This window comes from Novosphingobium malaysiense (assembly GCF_000802225.1).
In the GTDB taxonomy this organism is placed as follows: domain Bacteria; phylum Pseudomonadota; class Alphaproteobacteria; order Sphingomonadales; family Sphingomonadaceae; genus Novosphingobium; species Novosphingobium malaysiense.
The window spans coordinates 563,669-580,221 of record NZ_JTDI01000003.1; the positions used below are offsets into that span (position 1 = coordinate 563,669).

General features: G+C 64.1%; 11 protein-coding genes and 2 tRNA genes. 8 read left to right on the plus strand and 5 right to left on the minus strand.

The genetic code is table 11. The features are described 5' to 3' along the window. Position 1: 1 nt before the first annotated feature. Both LK12_RS10635 and mutL read right to left on the minus strand, forming a co-directional pair. Positions 2 to 508, minus strand: a complete 507-nt coding sequence (locus tag LK12_RS10635; RefSeq protein WP_231568318.1) for a hypothetical protein — start codon at positions 506 to 508, stop codon at positions 2 to 4. After that, the gene (gene mutL / locus LK12_RS10640; protein ID WP_039283273.1) at positions 508 to 2,328 is read right to left on the minus strand and encodes a DNA mismatch repair endonuclease MutL; all 1,821 of its coding nucleotides are present in this window, start codon (positions 2,326 to 2,328) and stop codon (positions 508 to 510) included. The genes LK12_RS10635 and mutL overlap by 1 nt, the downstream gene beginning before the upstream one ends. A 270-nt stretch (positions 2,329 to 2,598) precedes the next feature. Here mutL and LK12_RS10645 point away from each other — a divergent pair, with 270 nt between their 5' ends. The 7 genes from LK12_RS10645 to LK12_RS10675 all read left to right on the plus strand — a co-directional run bounded on the left by LK12_RS10645 (position 2,599) and on the right by LK12_RS10675 (position 8,629). Beyond that, a complete protein-coding gene (locus LK12_RS10645; protein ID WP_039283275.1) occupies positions 2,599 to 3,645 on the plus strand; it encodes a rod shape-determining protein in 1,047 nt (348 codons plus the stop codon). Between the two features lie 69 nt (positions 3,646 to 3,714). Beyond that, positions 3,715 to 4,602, plus strand: a complete 888-nt coding sequence (mreC, locus tag LK12_RS10650) for a rod shape-determining protein MreC (protein ID WP_039283278.1) — start codon at positions 3,715 to 3,717, stop codon at positions 4,600 to 4,602. Between the two features lie 2 nt (positions 4,603 to 4,604). After that, positions 4,605 to 5,150, plus strand: a complete 546-nt coding sequence (locus LK12_RS10655) for a hypothetical protein (RefSeq protein ID WP_039283279.1) — start codon at positions 4,605 to 4,607, stop codon at positions 5,148 to 5,150. Then, positions 5,147 to 7,240, plus strand: a complete 2,094-nt coding sequence (mrdA, locus tag LK12_RS10660) for a penicillin-binding protein 2 (protein WP_039283282.1) — start codon at positions 5,147 to 5,149, stop codon at positions 7,238 to 7,240. Before LK12_RS10655 ends, mrdA begins: the two co-directional genes overlap by 4 nt. Next, complete coding sequence (gene rodA / locus LK12_RS10665) at positions 7,237 to 8,349, plus strand: rod shape-determining protein RodA (RefSeq protein ID WP_039283285.1); 1,113 nt, start codon at positions 7,237 to 7,239, stop codon at positions 8,347 to 8,349. Before mrdA ends, rodA begins: the two co-directional genes overlap by 4 nt. Before the next feature lie 103 nt (positions 8,350 to 8,452). Further along, positions 8,453 to 8,528: transfer RNA gene (locus LK12_RS10670), tRNA-Lys, on the plus strand. A 25-nt stretch (positions 8,529 to 8,553) separates the two neighbouring features. Beyond that, positions 8,554 to 8,629: transfer RNA gene (locus LK12_RS10675), tRNA-Lys, on the plus strand. Positions 8,630 to 8,661: 32 nt separating this feature from the next. Here LK12_RS10675 and LK12_RS10680 read toward each other — a convergent pair. Genes LK12_RS10680 through LK12_RS10690 form a run of 3 tightly spaced genes read right to left on the minus strand, consistent with a single transcriptional unit; the run spans position 8,662 to position 15,319 of the window. Further along, a complete protein-coding gene (locus LK12_RS10680) occupies positions 8,662 to 8,850 on the minus strand; it encodes a hypothetical protein (protein WP_039283287.1) in 189 nt (62 codons plus the stop codon). Continuing rightward, on the minus strand, positions 8,850 to 13,103 hold the full coding sequence (locus LK12_RS10685; protein ID WP_039283290.1) for a translocation/assembly module TamB domain-containing protein: 4,254 nt from the start codon (positions 13,101 to 13,103) through the stop codon (positions 8,850 to 8,852). Before LK12_RS10685 ends, LK12_RS10680 begins: the two co-directional genes overlap by 1 nt. Next, positions 13,103 to 15,319, minus strand: a complete 2,217-nt coding sequence (locus LK12_RS10690; RefSeq protein WP_156135449.1) for an autotransporter assembly complex protein TamA — start codon at positions 15,317 to 15,319, stop codon at positions 13,103 to 13,105. Before LK12_RS10690 ends, LK12_RS10685 begins: the two co-directional genes overlap by 1 nt. 183 nt (positions 15,320 to 15,502) lie before the next feature. Between LK12_RS10690 and LK12_RS10695 the strand changes: the two genes are divergently transcribed. Next, complete coding sequence (locus LK12_RS10695; protein ID WP_052223417.1) at positions 15,503 to 16,552, plus strand: YihY/virulence factor BrkB family protein; 1,050 nt, start codon at positions 15,503 to 15,505, stop codon at positions 16,550 to 16,552. The last annotated feature ends 1 nt before the right edge of the window (position 16,553 follow it).

Here is a 16,553-nt window from a genome sequence, read left to right on the forward strand (position 1 = left end):
TTCAGCCCTTGCAGGTCACCGTACCGTCCGCAGTGTAGGCTATCCGTTCCTGTGCATCGTGGAGTATCAATCGGGCCGGCCAGCGCTTTTGATCGGCACCCGTTCCCTGGTCCGGCAGTCGCACCAGGTCGGCCCAGCCGCTCAAACCGATGTAGGTCGTGCGTGCATGGCCTGGCAAAACGGCCGTTTCGGCCTTGGCGGCATAGCGCTTGATGTCGCCTGCGATATTCAGGAAGCCCTCCCGACTTCCGGCCAGAAAAAGCGGTCCTCTTCCGTCCTTCTTGCGGAAGGCACAGGCGGCCCGGTCGAGTCCGTATCGTTCCCTGACGTCGGCAGTGATCGGTGAAGGGACGATGGGCTTGAACGGGGCGCGGCTCATCCGCTCCACCATTGCCACATCATGTGCATCCTGCTGCGCCTTGCGTTCCGGATCCTTCTTCTGGCAGGCGTTCAGCATCGCTCCCATCAGCGTGACGGGAACGGCCAGAGCCCAAAACTTCATGTGCATCATTTTCGCCCGAATAGTTTTTCTATGTCTTCATGGGCAAGTTTAACCCACGTAGGGCGGCCATGGTTGCATTGGCCCGAGCGCGGGGTGCGTTCCATCTCGCGCAGCAGGGCATTCATTTCGGCGACATTGAGCGAGCGTCCTGCCCTCACCGAGCCGTGACAGGCCATGGTCGCGAGAACCAGATCGAGCTTCTCGCCAAGCAGGAGCGCATCCCCGTTTTTTGCGAGATCGTCGGCAATGTCGCGTACCAGCGCATGAACGTCGCTCTTGCCCAGCGCCGAGGGAACGGCCCGAACGAGCATGGCACACGGACCGAAACGCTCGAGGGCAAGGCCGAACCGGGCCAGGTCCGCGATCTTGTCTTCCAGCGCGTCGCAGGCGACTTCTTCGAGTTCCACCACTTCGGGAAGCAGCAAGGCCTGCGAGCGCACCATCGCGTCTTCGGCGCCGGCCGTCTTGAGCCGTTCGAGAACGAGACGCTCGTGCGCAGCGTGCTGGTCGACGATGACCAGTCCGTCTTCCGCTTCGGCAACGATATAGGTTTCCGCCACTTGCCCGCGCGCGACGCCCAACGGATAGCTCAGTGCCTCCTCCGGTTGCTGGGCAACGGCTTCCGCGCGGGCCGCAGGCTCGGCCATGACTTCGGCTTCGTATGAACGCCACGCCGACCCCGCCTCCGCAACCCGCGACTCCCCGACGGACGTTCGCGGGGCGGAGTATTCGCGGGCGAACAGAGAGCCGAGCGCCGGCGCCGCAACGGGAGAGGCAGCGACCGGTTCGACCTGCCAGTTGCCCATGGCACTGGCGGAAGGCGGCTGCGCGCTCTTCTGCCCTGCCCCCTCGAGGGCGTGGCGCAGCGCACCGACAAGAAAGCCACGCACGAAGGCGGGATCGCGAAAGCGCACTTCGGTCTTGGCGGGGTGGACGTTGACGTCGACTTCCTCCGGCGGAATGTCGAGAAACAGGGCCAGCACGGCGTGACGATCGCGTGCGAGCATGTCTGCATAGGCGCCGCGTACCGCGCCGACCAGCAGACGGTCCTTCACCGGCCGGCCATTGACGAAAAGGTACTGGTGATCGGCAACGCCGCGGTTGAATGTCGGCAGACCCGCCACGCCGGTTAGGCGCGCCGAGCCTCGCTCCGCCTCGATGACGACTCCGTCCTCGGCCAGTTCGCGCGCGACGAGTCGGGCCACGCGCGCTGCCAGTTCCTCGCGCGGCTGCACGGCAATGACCCGGCGGCCATCGTGTTCGAGAACGAAACCCAAGTCCGGCCGCGCCATGGCGAGGCGCCGAACCACGTCCTGACAGGCGGCATATTCGGACCGTGGTGTGCGCAGGAACTTGCGACGGGCGGGGACCTTGCCGAAGAGCTGTTCCACCCGGATCCGGGTCCCCGGCGGCAGTGCCGCTGGGCCGTCGGCTATCACCTCGCCATGGTCTACGGTCCGCTTCCATCCTTCGCTGGCGTCGTGCCTACGGCTTTCGATGGTCAGCCTCGCGACCGATCCGATCGAAGGGAGCGCCTCGCCGCGAAAGCCGAGCGTTGCCACCTGCTCGATATGCTCGTCCGGCAACTTGGAGGTGGCGTGCCGCTCCAGCGCCAGCGCGATCTCGTCGGCGGTCATGCCGCATCCGTCGTCGGTCACCTCGATCAGGTCGAGCCCGCCCGAAGCGATACGAATGCTGATCTGCGTCGCCCCGGCGTCGATGGCATTCTCGACGAGTTCCTTGAGAGCCGATGCCGGGCGCTCGACCACTTCACCCGCAGCAATGCGGTTGACGAGATGTTCCGGAAGGCGGCGAATTGTCGGCATCGAGATCCTGTTGTCTCCATTCCCGGCGGAATGGTCTGGCGCGGGGGCGGCCCGCACCGGCATGTTTGCGGTCCTGGCGGTGACGCGAAGGACTCTAGCGATGAAACGGCACCGATTCGAGACGGATGCCTGCAGAAACCCACCAGAAATCGACACAAAATTTTGGCGTTTCGCGAATCGATGGGCTAAGGGGGCCCTTTCCTTGCCAACCTGCCTGTCGACGAGTCCGAGTTTCATCGGACAAGAGACTGGAAAAACAACGGATTTTAGATGGCCGGCCCCTTTTCGCGATTCTTCAAACTCGGCTCCCAGAACATGGCGATCGACCTCGGGACCGCCAATACACTTGTCTACGTTCAGGATCGGGGCATCGTGCTCAACGAACCGTCCGTCGTGGCCATCGAGACGCTGAACGGCATCAAGAAGGTCAAGGCCGTGGGCGATGACGCCAAGATGATGATGGGCAAGACGCCCGACAACATCGAGGCGATTCGACCGCTGCGTGACGGTGTGATCGCCGACATCGAAATCGCGGAAGAAATGATCAAGCACTTCATCCGCAAGGTGCATGGTAAGAAGAACCTGTTCCGCTATCCGGAAATCGTGATCTGCGTGCCTTCGGGTTCCACGTCGGTCGAGCGCCGCGCCATCCGCGACGCCGCCAGCAATGCCGGCGCGAGCCAGGTCTATCTCATTCTCGAACCGATGGCCGCCGCGATCGGTGCCGATATGCCGGTGACCGAACCGGTCGGCTCGATGGTCGTCGACATCGGCGGCGGCACCACCGAGGTTGCCGTCCTTTCGCTGCGCGGCCTTGCCTACACCACGTCCGTACGTGTCGGCGGCGACAAGATGGACGAGGCCATCGTCTCGTACGTTCGCCGTCACCACAACCTGCTGATCGGCGACGCCACCGCTGAGCGGATCAAGAAGGATTACGGCATTGCCGTGGTGCCGGAAGATGGCGTGGGCGAAATCATCCACATCAAGGGGCGCGACCTCGTGAACGGCGTGCCCAAGGAAATCACGATCAATCAGGCGAACGTGGCCGAAGCGCTGGCCGAACCCATCGGCGCGATCATCGAGGGTGTGCGCATCGCGCTCGAAAACACCGCTCCGGAACTGGCCGCCGACATCGTCGACCAGGGCATAGTGCTGACCGGCGGCGGCGCGCTGATCCAGGGGCTCGACGATTACTTGCGCGAGGAAACCGGCCTGCCCGTCAGCGTGGCAGAGGATCCGCTGTCCTGCGTGGCGCTCGGAACCGGCCGGGCGATGGAGGATCCGATCTATCGCGGCGTGCTGATGTCCGCCTGATACAGGTCGCCAAGGGGCGGCGCCGGCCTCCAGGAGGAGCGCCGCCAGGAAGACAGGAGTGCATGGCGCATGGCTCCGCCTGCTAATAGGCGCTCCGGCTTTTCCCGCAGAGCGCAATATTCGACGTTCCTGAGTTACACTGCCGGCGTGGTGGGCGTCGTGGTGGGACTCGGCCTCGTCGTGACCTCGCTGGCGCGTCCGGAAGCCTTCGCCGGCGTGCGCAGCGTAGCCACCGACGCCACCGAGCCGGTGGGACAGGCTACAGCTGCCGGCCGCAGCTACGGCAGAGACGTCTTCGCCAGCGTCGCCGGCTTCTTCACGTCGGGTCGCGAACACGCCCGCCTCAAGCGTGAACTGGCCGAAGCCAAGGTGCGCCTTGTCGAGGCGCAGGCCATCGAAGCCGAAAACCGGCGGTTGAAGCGCCTTCTCGCTCTCAAGGATGCGGAACCCGACGCCGTCGCCTTTGCCCGCCTCACGCGCTCGACCAGTGCCAGTTCGCGCCGCTTCGCCATTGTCGATGCGGGACGGGACGAAGGCGTGACCAAGGGCATGCCGGTGCGCTCGGCGACCGGGCTGGTCGGCCGTATTCTGGAAGTCGGCGCCACCAGTGCGCGCGTACTGCTGATCACCGACACCGAGAGCCTCGTGCCTGTACGTCGGGCCACCGACGGCGTGCCTGCCTTCGCCCAAGGACACGGTGACGGCACGATCCGCGTGAGGCTGATCAATCTCGGCATCAATCCGCTCAAGAAGGGCGACGTGATGGTCTCCTCCGGCTCGGGCGGGCTCTACCGCCCCGGCACGCCGATGGCGGTCGTGACGGAGATCCTGCGCGACGGAGCGATCGCGCGGGTGCTGAGCAACCCGTCGAACACCGATTTCGTCATGGTCGAACCGGTCTGGGGGCCCAGCGAGCCGCCTCCGTCCGCCAAACCGGACGACGACGAGGGCGACTGATCATGCCCATTACCCGCAGCGACCCCCCGGTCAGGCGGCGTATCAACCGCGCCCCTTCCCCGCTGCTTGCGCATAGTCTGCCGTGGCTGACAATCCTTCTCGGATCGCTGGTTCCGGGCTGGCTGCTGATCGCCTCCGCGCCCGTCCTGCCGCCTGTCGGCTTTCTGCTGTTTATCGCATGGCGCCAGCTTCGCCCCGGGCTTCTGCCGATCTGGTCGGGGCTGCCGCTCGGGCTATTCGACGACCTTTACTCTGGCCAGCCTTTCGGGTCGGCCGTGCTGTTGTGGTCGCTCGCCGCAATCGTGCTCGAATTCGTAGAGGCGCGAGTGCCGTGGCGAAATTTTCTCACCGAATGGCTCCTAGCGATCGGGCTCATCGTAACCTATATCGTGTTGTGTCTGGGCCTTAACAATCTGGCTGGTGCCGGTGCCCCCTTGCGAATAATTTTGCCGCAGATCGTGATATCAATTCTTTCCTACCCCCTCGTCGGCCGTTTCGTTGCAGTCGTGGACCGAATCCGGCTCACGCCCATCGTGGTTTTGCGATGAAGATAAATTTCCGGCGTTTTTTTCCGCAGCGCCACACGACCACGGGGACGCTCCGCAACAGTTTCGACCGGCGGACCATGGTCGTCGGCACCGTCCAGGGTGGCATTGGCATCCTGCTGGCCTCTCGCATGGGCTATCTCGCAGTCTTCGAGAACGAGAAGTACAAGCTCGAGGCGGAGAGCAACCGCGTCAATCTTTCCCTGATCCCGCCGCGTCGCGGCTGGATCCTCGATCGCCATGGCACGCCCCTCGCTTCCAACCGGGCGGATTTTCGCGTCGACATCATTCCCGACCGGATGACCGATCCCGAGCGCACGATAAACCGGCTCGGGCGGCTGCTGTCGCTGTCCCCGATCGAGATGCAGGACCTGCACGACAAACTGGACAAGGCGCGCGGCTTTGCCCCCGTTGAGGTGTCTTCCGGACTCGACTGGGAGCGGTTTGCCGCGGTCAGCGTGCGTCTGCCCGACCTTCCCGGCGTGGTGACGCAGCGCGGCTTCTCGCGGCATTATCCGGCGGGCCCCTGCGTCGGTCACCTGCTGGGCTATGTCGGCACGGCATCGGCCGAAGACTATGAGAAGGATCGCGATCCGTTGCTCATCACGCCGGGCTACAAGGTCGGCAAGGACGGGCTCGAGAAGGTCTTCGAGCAACAGTTGCGCGGCAAGCCTGGCGCGCGGCGTGTCGAGGTAACCGCGTCGGGCCGCATCGTTCGTGACCTCAATACCCGCGAGGACGTGCAGGGCCAGACGGTCAAGCTCACCATCGACGCGGGATTGCAGGAATATGCTGCACGCCGTCTGGGACCGGAATCGGGTGCGGTCGTGGTGATGGACTGCCGCACCGGCGACGTCCTCACCATGGCCTCGATGCCCAGCTTCGATCCCAACAGCTTTTCCGATGGCATCGGCCGTCTCGAGTGGAAGATGCTTTCCGACGACGACCATGTGCCCTTGCGCAACAAGGTCCTGCGCGGGCTCTATCCGCCGGGATCCACGGTCAAGCCGATGGTGGCGCTATCCTTTCTGGAATCCGGGCTCGATCCGGACGAATCGGTCGTCTGCACCGGCGGCCTGCGCGTGGGCAACCGCGTGTTCCACTGCTGGAACCGGCGCGGTCACGGCCGCGTCAACATGGCCAAGGGCATCTACCAGAGCTGCGACGTCTACTTCTATTACTTCGCGCAGAAAGTGGGCATGGACGCGATCGCGGCCATGGCACGCCGGCTCGGACTGGGGCAGGAATTCGATCTGCCGGTGGTCGGGCAATCCTACGGGACTGTCCCCGATCCGGCCTGGAAGCTCAAGAAGTACGGGCGCGAGTGGCAGACTTTCGACACCGTCAATGCCACCATCGGCCAGGGGTACTTCCTGGTGAACCCGCTTCAGCAGGCGGTCATGGCATCGCGCATTGCCAGCGGGCATCGCCTGTTGCCCAGCCTGCAATTTTCCGACAGGCCCGGGGGCGCTCCGTCGCTCGGGATACCCCAGGAGCATCTCGACTACGTGCATCAGGCCATGTCCGACGTGGTCAACGGCCCGGGCACGGCCCACCGCGCGGCCCTGCCGATTCCGGACGTGCTGCTGGCCGGCAAGACCGGCACTGCGCAAGTGGTCAGCCTCAATGTCAGCAGCGGCAAGGGCGGTCTGTGGAAATACCGCGATCACGGCCACTTCATATGCTTCGCGCCGTTCAACAACCCGCGCTATGCCTGTGCCGTGGTCATCGAGCACGGCGGCGGGTCGAGCGCGGCCTACCCCGTTGCGCGTGACGTGATGACCTATCTGTGGGACAAGCAGAAGGCGATGGACGTACTGCTCGAGATGGAGAAGCAGTGGGGCGGCACACCCAGCGAACGCCTCGATGCGCGCTACCGCGCCTATGCGGCGCAGTATGGCGTGAACGTGCCCGCCGTCTCGCCCGAGGAAGCAAAGGAAAAGGTGCGCGAGGCGGAAGACACCCAGGACGAGGTGCAACCGATCGTGAGCGAAGCCGCCTCGCCCGCGCCCGAACCAGTGGCCAATGCGTCCACGACGCCCTCGCCTGCGGCAACGCCGGACAGCGGCAGCGCCGGAGCCACGCCTGAATGAGCCGGTCCGTCGTTCCCGACGTCGTTGCGCGTCAGCCATGGCAGATGCTGATTCCCCTGTTCGGGCTGGTGGCCCTGGGCGGTGCCGTGCTCTACTCGGCGGCCGGGGGGCATCTGCAGCCCTATGCGCTCAGTCACGTGGTCCGGTTCCTGGTGTTTCTGGTCATGGCCATCGTGATTTCGCGCATGAGCCGCAATCTTTTCCGCATGGCCGCCTATCCGATCTACGGCGGGATCGTCGCCCTGCTGGTGCTTGTGGAGGCGATCGGTGCGGTCGGGGGCGGCAGCCAGCGTTGGCTGAACCTCGGGTTCATGACGCTGCAGCCTTCCGAGCTGATGAAGCCGGCGATCGTCCTGGTCCTCGCCAAGTTCTACGAATCGCTGCCACCGCCGATGACAGCCAGCTTGCGCGGGTTGATACCTGCGGGCGTCCTGATCGGCATTCCCGCAGGGCTCGTCGTCCTGCAGCCCGACCTCGGTACGGCACTGGCGATCTGTTTCGGTGGAGCGGTCACGATGTTCCTTGCCGGACTGCCACTAGCCTGGTTCCTCTCAGCGGGAGGCGCGGCCATAATTGCCGCGCCGATCGCGTTCTTCACGCTCTTGCATGGCTACCAGCGCAACCGCGTGCTGACCTTTCTCAATCCCGAAAGCGATCCGCTGGGTACCGGCTACCACATAACACAGTCCAAGATCGCGATTGGATCGGGCGGAATCTTCGGCAAGGGGTTCGGCAACGGCACCCAGAGCCACCTGCAGTACCTGCCAGAGGCGCATACCGACTTCGTCTTTGCCACCATGGCAGAGGAGTGGGGCTTTCTGGGCGGGCTATTCGTGCTTTTCGTGTTCGGCGTGCTGATGGCGTGGGGCCTGCGCGTCTCCCGGCGTGCGCCGGACCGCTTCTCCAGCCTCCTCGCAGCCGGCATGACGGCGACGATTTTCTTCTACGTGGCGATCAACCTGATGATGGTCATGGGACTGGCTCCGGTCGTGGGCATTCCCCTTCCCTTCATGAGCCACGGCGGCACCTCGATGCTTACCAACATGATCTGCCTGGGCTCGATCATGGCGGTAAACCGCTGGAATCAGAGGCCGAGCACGTTCTCCTGAATTTCCGGCAAGTTTCCCCTTTTAATGCCGGAAACATGCGTTATAGGAGCCCCTCCGCCGCCGAATCGGCGCAAGGCCGAACGGCCTTCCGGCAAGGCAGCGTGGACGCATAGCTCAGTTGGTAGAGCAGCTGACTCTTAATCAGCGGGTCCTAGGTTCGAGCCCTAGTGCGTCCACCAAGCCTTCCCTCCGCGGTAATCGTGGGGACGCATAGCTCAGTTGGTAGAGCAGCTGACTCTTAATCAGCGGGTCCTAGGTTCGAGCCCTAGTGCGTCCACCACTTCCCCATCCTCGACCAGCGGCATTTCCGGGTCACGGCGCCGTCCCGCTCGCTTCCGGCTGCGGCGCTTCCGTGGCGCCCAGGCGGGCATCGATTTCCTCTTCGGTCTGGCTGATCTTGGTCTGCGCCGCCTCGTAGCGCTCGTCGAACGTGGGCTCGCGCTTGCACGCGGCCAGCAACGTCGCCAGCGCCACGGCGACCACGACGGCCCGCGTTCCCATCAGTAGTCCTTCTTGATCTGCACGTTGACGCTGTTGACGCCCGAACCGCCGGCCTGGCTCAGCACCGAAAGCCACTTGGTGATGCTGACCTCGAGCTGCGTTGCAGTGAACCCCCGGGCGTCGGTGATCAGTTCGACGTAGATGTCGTCGGTCAGGTACTGGCCCGCCGCGAGCGACGTGCCGCGACCGGTGGTCTCGTCCGCGCCCAGAATGCGCAGGCGATCGATGCCGGCCGCCGAGCGAAGCTTGCCCAGCGGATTCAGGCCGCCTCCCGATCCGCGCAGGGAATTGAGCGAACTGGCCAGTTGCACGGCCTGGATTGCAGACAGGTTGGCGATCGAACTGCCGAAGAGAATACGTGACAGCACTTCATCGTCCGGCAGAGCCGGCGAGGAGCTGAAATCGATCTGCGGGTTCTCCGCTCTGCCCGAGACGTTCACGCTCACGTCCACGTCGTCGATTGAATCCGTGGCGGTAATCGCGACGGTGGGATTGATCGGCTGCGCGCCAGTAAAGGAGATCAGGCCTTCTTCGAGGTCGAACGACCTGCCGGCAAACCCCAAGGTTCCGCGCACGAGTTCCACCTGCCCGGTGAGGCTCGGCGCCGCGCTCGTGCCGCCAAGATGGAACCGCGCGCTCCATTCGGATTCCAGCCCCATTCCCGACACGTAAAGCTTTTCGGGCGCGCGCAGGTTGAGGTCGAGCCGGATTTTCGCAAAGGCACTGGACAGCGGCGGGGCCGGCTCGTTGCCGGTCACGCGTGTGGGGCCCTTGCGTTCCTTGAAGCGCACGCCCGTCAGGTGCGGCACCTGCGCCGCGCCTTCGCGCACGATCTGGTAGCGGGTTTCCGGCAGCCTGAGGTCGCCGCTCAGCTGCGCCGTCTCGCCTGCAGCCTTGGTCAGATTCAGGGTACCGGTGGCGGTTGCCGACAAACCGTCGCTCTTTGCCAGGCGCGCATCGTCGAGCTTGACCGTGATGTCCATCGGATAGCCGGCGTCTGCTGCCAGGCTGACCTTGCCGTTGGCGCTGACGGTGCCGCCACCTGCCTTCGCGGTGAGCGAATCCAGGCTCAGCGCATTGCCGCCGAACGTGCCGGACAGGTTCATGTCGGTAAGTTTGGTGCCGTAGGTCTGGTTCTCGTAGGTCAGGTTCTGTCCCTTGACGACGCCGTTGAGGCACGGGTTCGAGACACGGCAGGAGAAGTCGGCCGCAAGACCCATCGATCCCGTCAGGGTCTGGCCGGCCAGACCCGCGAAGGAGAACAGCGTATCGGCCGGACCGTTGTAGCGGATACCACCACCGAGCGGCGCTTCCAGCAGGCGGGTTGTCCAGGCACCGCCTCCGGGTGGCAATGGCCGCAAGCTGGCCACCAGCCGGCCGATCACCGATCCGCGCCGCCGGATCACCGCCCGCGCTTCGCCCCCGTCAGGCAGCAGCTTGCCGACGAAGTTGACGTCCACCGGCTGGCTGACGGTGGCCGCGCTGGTGCGGGTGAAATCGTCGAAGGTCAGGCGGGCATCCGCGCGCGGGAAAGCGGACGGGTTCTTCTGCTCGAAATCGAGGCTGCCGTTGGCCTTGCCGCCGATGCCGTATCCCGGCACGAAGGCATTGATGAGCGCCATGTCGACGCTTTCGAGGCGGCTCTGCAGCTTGATGCCGGGGCCATAGTTTCCGGCCAGCTTCACGGTGCCGCCGCCGACGGAGATGGCTGTCGGCAGGAGCTCGTATCCTGTGTCTCCGGGAATGATCCGCGCCGGACTGAGAGTCTTGATCGTCTGGCCACGGACCCTGCCGTTCAAGGCCACGCGCCAGACCTTCGGCGTCAGGTCGGCGTTGATGCCAAGCCGGAACGGTACCCCGCTCGCTCCTTCGATCACGGCCTTGGCCTTGCCGCGCCCATCGCGATAGTCGACTTGCACCCGGCCGGCCGCAAGATCGAACGAGCCGAGATGGGTGTCGGAAAGCTGGGCATCCGCAACGACCAGCGGTTGGTCATAGAGCACCGCGCGACCATCGATGATGGCAGCGCCGATCGAGAGATTGGCGGGCCCATCGAACACTGCATTCTTGGCGCGCAGGTTGAAATCCACCGCCTGGTATTGGCCTTGGGCATCGAGCTTGAGGATACCGCCTACGCCGTTCCCGTTTGCGGTGAGTTCGCCCGCGAAGGGACCGGCGGGCGTCTGCACGAGATTGCCTTCGAAATCGACGCCGGAAAGGTTGGCGCTGTTGATCTGCAGCGAGGTCCTCGCGCCCGTGCCCAACGTGACGTCGGCCTTGAGCGGCCCATAGTCGGTATCGCCGGTGGCAACGAGATTGTAGCCGCCCCGTGCTCCAGTCACCCGCGCATCGAGGTTGGCAAGTCCGATGCCCAGATCCAGGCGCTCCGCAGTGAGATGCGCATTCGGATCTGAAATCGTCCCGGTCACGCGTACCCCGATGGCCCCGTAACGGTCCGAAGTGCCGTCCGCAGCCAGTGCGATTCGACCATCGGGCGACCAGCTTCCCCGCCCGTCGACAACGCGCAGGTCCGGTGCCGTCAGTTGCAGGCCTGAGAAATGGACCACTCCGTCCGATCCGTAACGGATATTCGAGGAGGCAGCGAAATTGCCGCCCAGATAGCTTTTCAGGCTGTCGTTGAGCAGCTTTGTCGATTGCGCCTTTACACTGCCCTGAAGCGCGAAGCCTTGGCTATCGCTGCGCAAGTCCATGTCGGTGCTGATATTGAAGATGCCGACGCTGGAAACACGGTAGTTGTCGATCCGGCCGTCGATCGCGCCGGTGTAGAAACCCCGGCTCATGTCTGCGACGAGCGTGACGCCCGCGTTTATCCGGTCCGACTTCAGCCGCATGTTGTCCGATAGAAGCCGCGAACCGTCGACGGCGATATCGCCATTGAGCGTGACGTTCGCCAGCGTTCCGCCGGCGACACTGTCGAGGCCGGTAATGCGGTCGACCCTTGCCGAGACAGGTATGAGGATCTGGGCGGAATTGACCTTGGCAGCGCCGCTGGCGGCAAGGTTGACCAGCCCCATGCCGTTCATCACCAGTCGGTTGGCATTGAGCCGGTAGTCCACGGACGGCGTCGTGAAGGCGCCGTCTAGCGCGAGATGCGCGCGCAGCCCCGAGCCGCTGAGATTGTCTGCCAGCGCAGAGGGCTTGAGAAGCACGAATTCGAGTTCGAAATCCTCGAAGCTGTTGTCGGACAGATCGACCAGACCGCTGGGCGTCAGGTTGAACGCGTCACTCGACACCATGCCGGAAACCATCGCGCGACGCTGGTCGAGGGCCGCAGTGACGTCGAAGTTCGTGACCGGTCCCAGCAGATTGGCGGTGGGCCCGCTGACCAGCCGGGCGATGCGGGTCGGTCCCTTGATGGCGAAGGTCCCGTCCCGGGCCTTGAGGTCCAGCCTCGCCAGTTCGTTCTGCCCGAGATCGGCGTTGAGGACACCGTTCCAGGCCGTCCAGTCGCCCTTGCCCTTGATCGTCAGATCGAGCGGCTGAGTGAATCCGGCCAGCGAAGCAATGACACCGCGCGTGGGAGCGTGAAGATCGAGATCGATATCCAGCCGGTTTTTCTCCGGCACGGCGTCGAGCGAGAGGTCGAACCGGTCGCCGCCTTCCGCGCCCTTGACGGCAAGCGTGCCGCCCTTGGCCTCCACCTGAGCCCGGCCGTCGGCGATGTGGGCGCTGCCATCGATGGTGACGACGCGCAGATTGCCGGTGACGGGAGGCTCCACGATGAAGCGGTCGATGCGCAGCGTGCCCACGTCGATATCGAGATCGGGCAGCAACGGTCCCTCACTCGGCGGCGTTTCCTTGAAAACCGGAGACCGGCGCAGGATCATCCGCTGTGCCGTCGCGCTGCGCACGTCCACGTGGTTGTTGAGATAGGCAAACGGCCGCCAGTCGATGTGGATCTCGGGCGAGAACAGGAATTCGCCCTTGGTGTCCCGCACAGAAAGGTCGTGCAGGGTCATCTCCCCGTACAGCGAGCCCTCTATCCGCCCCACGGATATCCGCATGCCGTTTTCGAACTTCAGCCCGGCGATCTGGTTGGCGACGAAGCGATGCCCCGGACCGGTATCGATGCCGATTATTACGGCGAGGACGAGGGCGACAAGGCCGAGGAAGACGAGCAGGACCGTCTTGAGTATACGCTTGCGAACGCGCTGCCACAGCGACGGCTTGGCCTCGCTCTCGTCGACGACTTGGGCTTCTGCGCCGGATTCGATGTCCGCCTCCTCAGCCATCAGAAAGCCTGCCCGATGGAGACATAGACATTGATGCGCGCTTCGCCGGGCTGCCGGTTGATCGGCGTTGCGACGTCGAGGCGGATCGGGCCGAAGTTCGTATAGAAGCGTCCCCCAAGGCCGACGCCATACCGCAGGTCGGAGAACTGCGGCATGGTTTCCCGATAGGCCTGCCCGGCATCGACGAAGGCGACCACGCCGTAGTTGCCGAAACGATAGCGCGCTTCCACGGACGCCTCGTTCAGGCTGCGGCCGCCGATCGGCTTGCCGTCAGGTGCCTGTTCGCCGAGGCCCTGGTACGCATAGCCGCGGACCGAACCGCCGCCACCGGCATAGAGCCGCCGCGAAGGCGCGATGTCGTAAAGACCGACCCCCTGGATGGTGCCAAGTCTCACGCGACCGGCCAACACCAGGCTGTCGCTGACGGAAAAATAGGTTGAGCCGTCGATCCGGGCGCGAACGTAAGGGTTGAATCCCTTGTTCACCGTTGCTTCCGGCTGCACGAGCGCAGTCAGGCGATAGCCCTCCGTGGGGTTCAGCAGATCGTCGGTGGTGTCGAATCCCAGCTGACCGTTTACGCCGGCGATGTAGTAGGTGCGCCGCTTGCGGTCGCCGGTTTCGGCATTGTAGTCGGTTTCGGCCGTGGCGAGCAGTTCCACCCCGTAGGCGTAGGTATATCGCTTTTGCCAGATCGGCGTCGAATCGCGGCTGATGCGGGCGGCAAGGCGGCCGGTATAGGCGCTGTAGGCATCGTAGTTGTTGTGGAAGGCCTCCGCCTTCACTTCGAAGGTGCGGTCGCGCTTGCCCGCGTTGGACCGGCGGAACGTGACGCCCGCCCCCTGTTGCTGCGTACCGGCGATGGCATGGCCGATCAGCGCACCTTCGGGGGGGAACAGGTTGCGGTGGGTCCAGGACGCTTCTGCGGTGAACCCCTCGCCCGCGGCATAGCCGAGGGACCCTGCAATGGTACGAGGCGGTCCGGCTTCCTGGTGGACGTGCAGAGTCACGTATTCGCTGTCGTTCCCTGCCGGTTCCCCGGTTTGCACCGGCTCGACCGAGACGGCCTTGAAAAGATTCGTGGCGACCAGCGCCTTGCGCAGGTCGTCGACCTTGCGGCTGTCGTAGAGTTCCCCGCGCTTGAAGCGGGAGAGGACGCGGATGTGCTCGGCATTGAAAGCGAGATCGCCGTCCGTGGTAAATCCGTCGAAGCGACCGCGCGGCCCTGTCTTGACCGGCAGGGTATAGACGCCATCGCCGGTATCGCGATCGAGGAGGATGTCGCGATCCCCGACTTCGGCGAAGGGATAGCCGTTCTCCGGAAGCGCCACGGCAATCTGCGCTTCCGCTCCCTGAACGCGCTCGGCGATGATCGGTTGTCCCACTTCCAGCGCCAGGTTATCCTTGATCAGGTCGGGGGGCTCGGTGGGATCTGCATCGATGACAATGTCGGAAAAGACATAACGCTTGCCCGGCGTCACCGACAGCCTCGCGGTCAGTTCCTTGTTGCTTTCATCACGGGAGGGAACAATGCGTCCCCTTATCTCCGGCGAGAACCAACCCTCGGATTCGAGGATCGTCTGCAGCAACTGCTGATCCTCGTTCAGCCGCGCGCGGATCATGGCCGCATTCGCCGCCTTGCCATCGCCCTTCTTGAGGGCGGAGAGCGAATTGAATTCGCCCTTCATGTCGGTGTCCGATTCCTTGTCCGCCGTCGCGAGACCTTCGACATCGACCTTGTAGGCGACCTCCACCTGTTCCTGGTCCGCGGCGTCCTTCGCAAACTCCACAGGCGTAACTTCGAACTGATCGAGCGGCGGTAGCGGTGCGACGAGCTCAGTATCGCGCACCGGCGCATCGCCGATTTCCTCGGTGGCGTCTTCGTCGGATAGCGCGGGCGTGGCGAGCGGGGGAGCCTGGCCTTCCGAAGGCTCGGCGTCTGATTGCTGTTCGGCCAGCCTGCGCTCGAACGCCTCGATGGTTTCCAGGGGCTTGTCCAGTTCGGGATCGTCCTCGGCGTCCAGCGGCGGAACGAGAGTCTCGAACTCGTTGTCCGGTATCACCGGTTCGACTTCTGGCAATGTCACGTCCGAAGGAGGCTGAGGCGGTCGCACGTCGTCGCCCGCGTCCGGGACCTGTTCACCCATCGCGGGCTGCTGTGCACGAGTATCGCCGGTATCCTGCGCAGAGGCAGGTGCGCTCGTTAGTGCCAGCGCCATAGAAATTGCAAGAAGTCCTCCCCCGCACCACAGATTCGGGGAACAAGTCCGCGGGTGATTCATTAGCCAGACCATGAGCAACGCGACGAATCACCCCTTCTACTTCGACTGCGGGACACAGAAAGCTTCCCCAGCTTTGCTATCGCATTGCAACAAAGAATGTTCCCGCGCAGACTTGATCGCATGACGAAAAACGATCCCCAGGCTTCCGATCTTCCTCCCGGTGCCACGGCGACCACGCCCTGGTCCATGCCGAAAGCCGCTTGGTACAAGGTGTTCAAACGCGTCTGGGTTATGACGGGTTTTCACGAACTCGGGCTACTTTCGGCAGGTCTCGCGTTCTATACATTCCTAGCCATTACGCCCCTGATCGCCAGCACGGTGATGATCTACGGCCTGGTGGGCAACGTTCATACCGTTAGCAAGCAGATGGAAAAACTGGCGCAAGTGCTGCCGCCCGATGCCGCCCATGTGCTCGAAACGCAGTTGATGCAGATCGTGTCGACCAGTTCCAGCGTCACCGGCATTGCCCTGGCAATCGCCCTGTTGTTCGCCATATTCGGCGGGATGCGTGCCGCGAGCGGGATGATCAGTGCCCTCAACATCATCAATGACGAGCGAGAGACGCGCAGCATTGTCGCCCTCTACGCGCGGGCCGCATCCCTGACGCTCGCGGCGATTCTCATCGCGCTGACCGGTGTCCTGGCCGGCGGTGTGTTCGCGTGGCTCCAGACGCAGACAAGTGTCTATCTGGGGGGAGCAACACAGACATTGTTCAAGCTCCTGACCTGGATCGCCGCGATCGCCCTTGGCAGCGCCGGGTTTGCCATCATCATGCGCTATGGCCCCGACCGACGCCCCGCCAAATGGCGTTGGCTGACGCCGGGGTCGGTGGTGGCCACGCTGCTATGGATCGTCATCTCGTTCGGGTTCTCGCTCTATGTCGCGTACATCAGCGACTACAACGCGATGTACGGGTCGTTGTCGGCAATCGTCGTGTTCCTGATGTGGTTGTTTCTCTCGGCCTATGGCGTCCTGGTCGGCGCCTTGCTCAATGCGGAGATAGAAAGGCAGACCTACTGCGACACGACGGCAGGTCCTGCGCGGCCGCCGGGTGAGCGTGGCGCGGTTCTGGCAGACGTGGTCGATGATGCCGTGCCCTCGCTTCGCGACCTGCAAAAACGAAAGGCGCGGCGCGCCGACGTCGAACGCAAACATGCCACGCCGGACTGAC

What these genes read in the sequence shown, in the direction of transcription:
- LK12_RS10635 (WP_231568318.1), bottom strand. Translation starts at nt 508, where the DNA reads ATGCACATGAAGTTTTGGGCTCTGGCCGTTCCCGTCACGCTGATGGGA.
- mutL (WP_039283273.1), bottom strand. Translation starts at nt 2,328, where the DNA reads ATGCCGACAATTCGCCGCCTTCCGGAACATCTCGTCAACCGCATTGCT.
- LK12_RS10645 (WP_039283275.1), top strand. Translation starts at nt 2,599, where the DNA reads ATGGCCGGCCCCTTTTCGCGATTCTTCAAACTCGGCTCCCAGAACATG.
- mreC (WP_039283278.1), top strand. Translation starts at nt 3,715, where the DNA reads ATGGCTCCGCCTGCTAATAGGCGCTCCGGCTTTTCCCGCAGAGCGCAA.
- LK12_RS10655 (WP_039283279.1), top strand. Translation starts at nt 4,605, where the DNA reads ATGCCCATTACCCGCAGCGACCCCCCGGTCAGGCGGCGTATCAACCGC.
- mrdA (WP_039283282.1), top strand. Translation starts at nt 5,147, where the DNA reads ATGAAGATAAATTTCCGGCGTTTTTTTCCGCAGCGCCACACGACCACG.
- rodA (WP_039283285.1), top strand. Translation starts at nt 7,237, where the DNA reads ATGAGCCGGTCCGTCGTTCCCGACGTCGTTGCGCGTCAGCCATGGCAG.
- LK12_RS10680 (WP_039283287.1), bottom strand. Translation starts at nt 8,850, where the DNA reads ATGGGAACGCGGGCCGTCGTGGTCGCCGTGGCGCTGGCGACGTTGCTG.
- LK12_RS10685 (WP_039283290.1), bottom strand. Translation starts at nt 13,103, where the DNA reads ATGGCTGAGGAGGCGGACATCGAATCCGGCGCAGAAGCCCAAGTCGTC.
- LK12_RS10690 (WP_156135449.1), bottom strand. Translation starts at nt 15,319, where the DNA reads ATGGCGCTGGCACTAACGAGCGCACCTGCCTCTGCGCAGGATACCGGC.
- LK12_RS10695 (WP_052223417.1), top strand. Translation starts at nt 15,503, where the DNA reads ATGACGAAAAACGATCCCCAGGCTTCCGATCTTCCTCCCGGTGCCACG.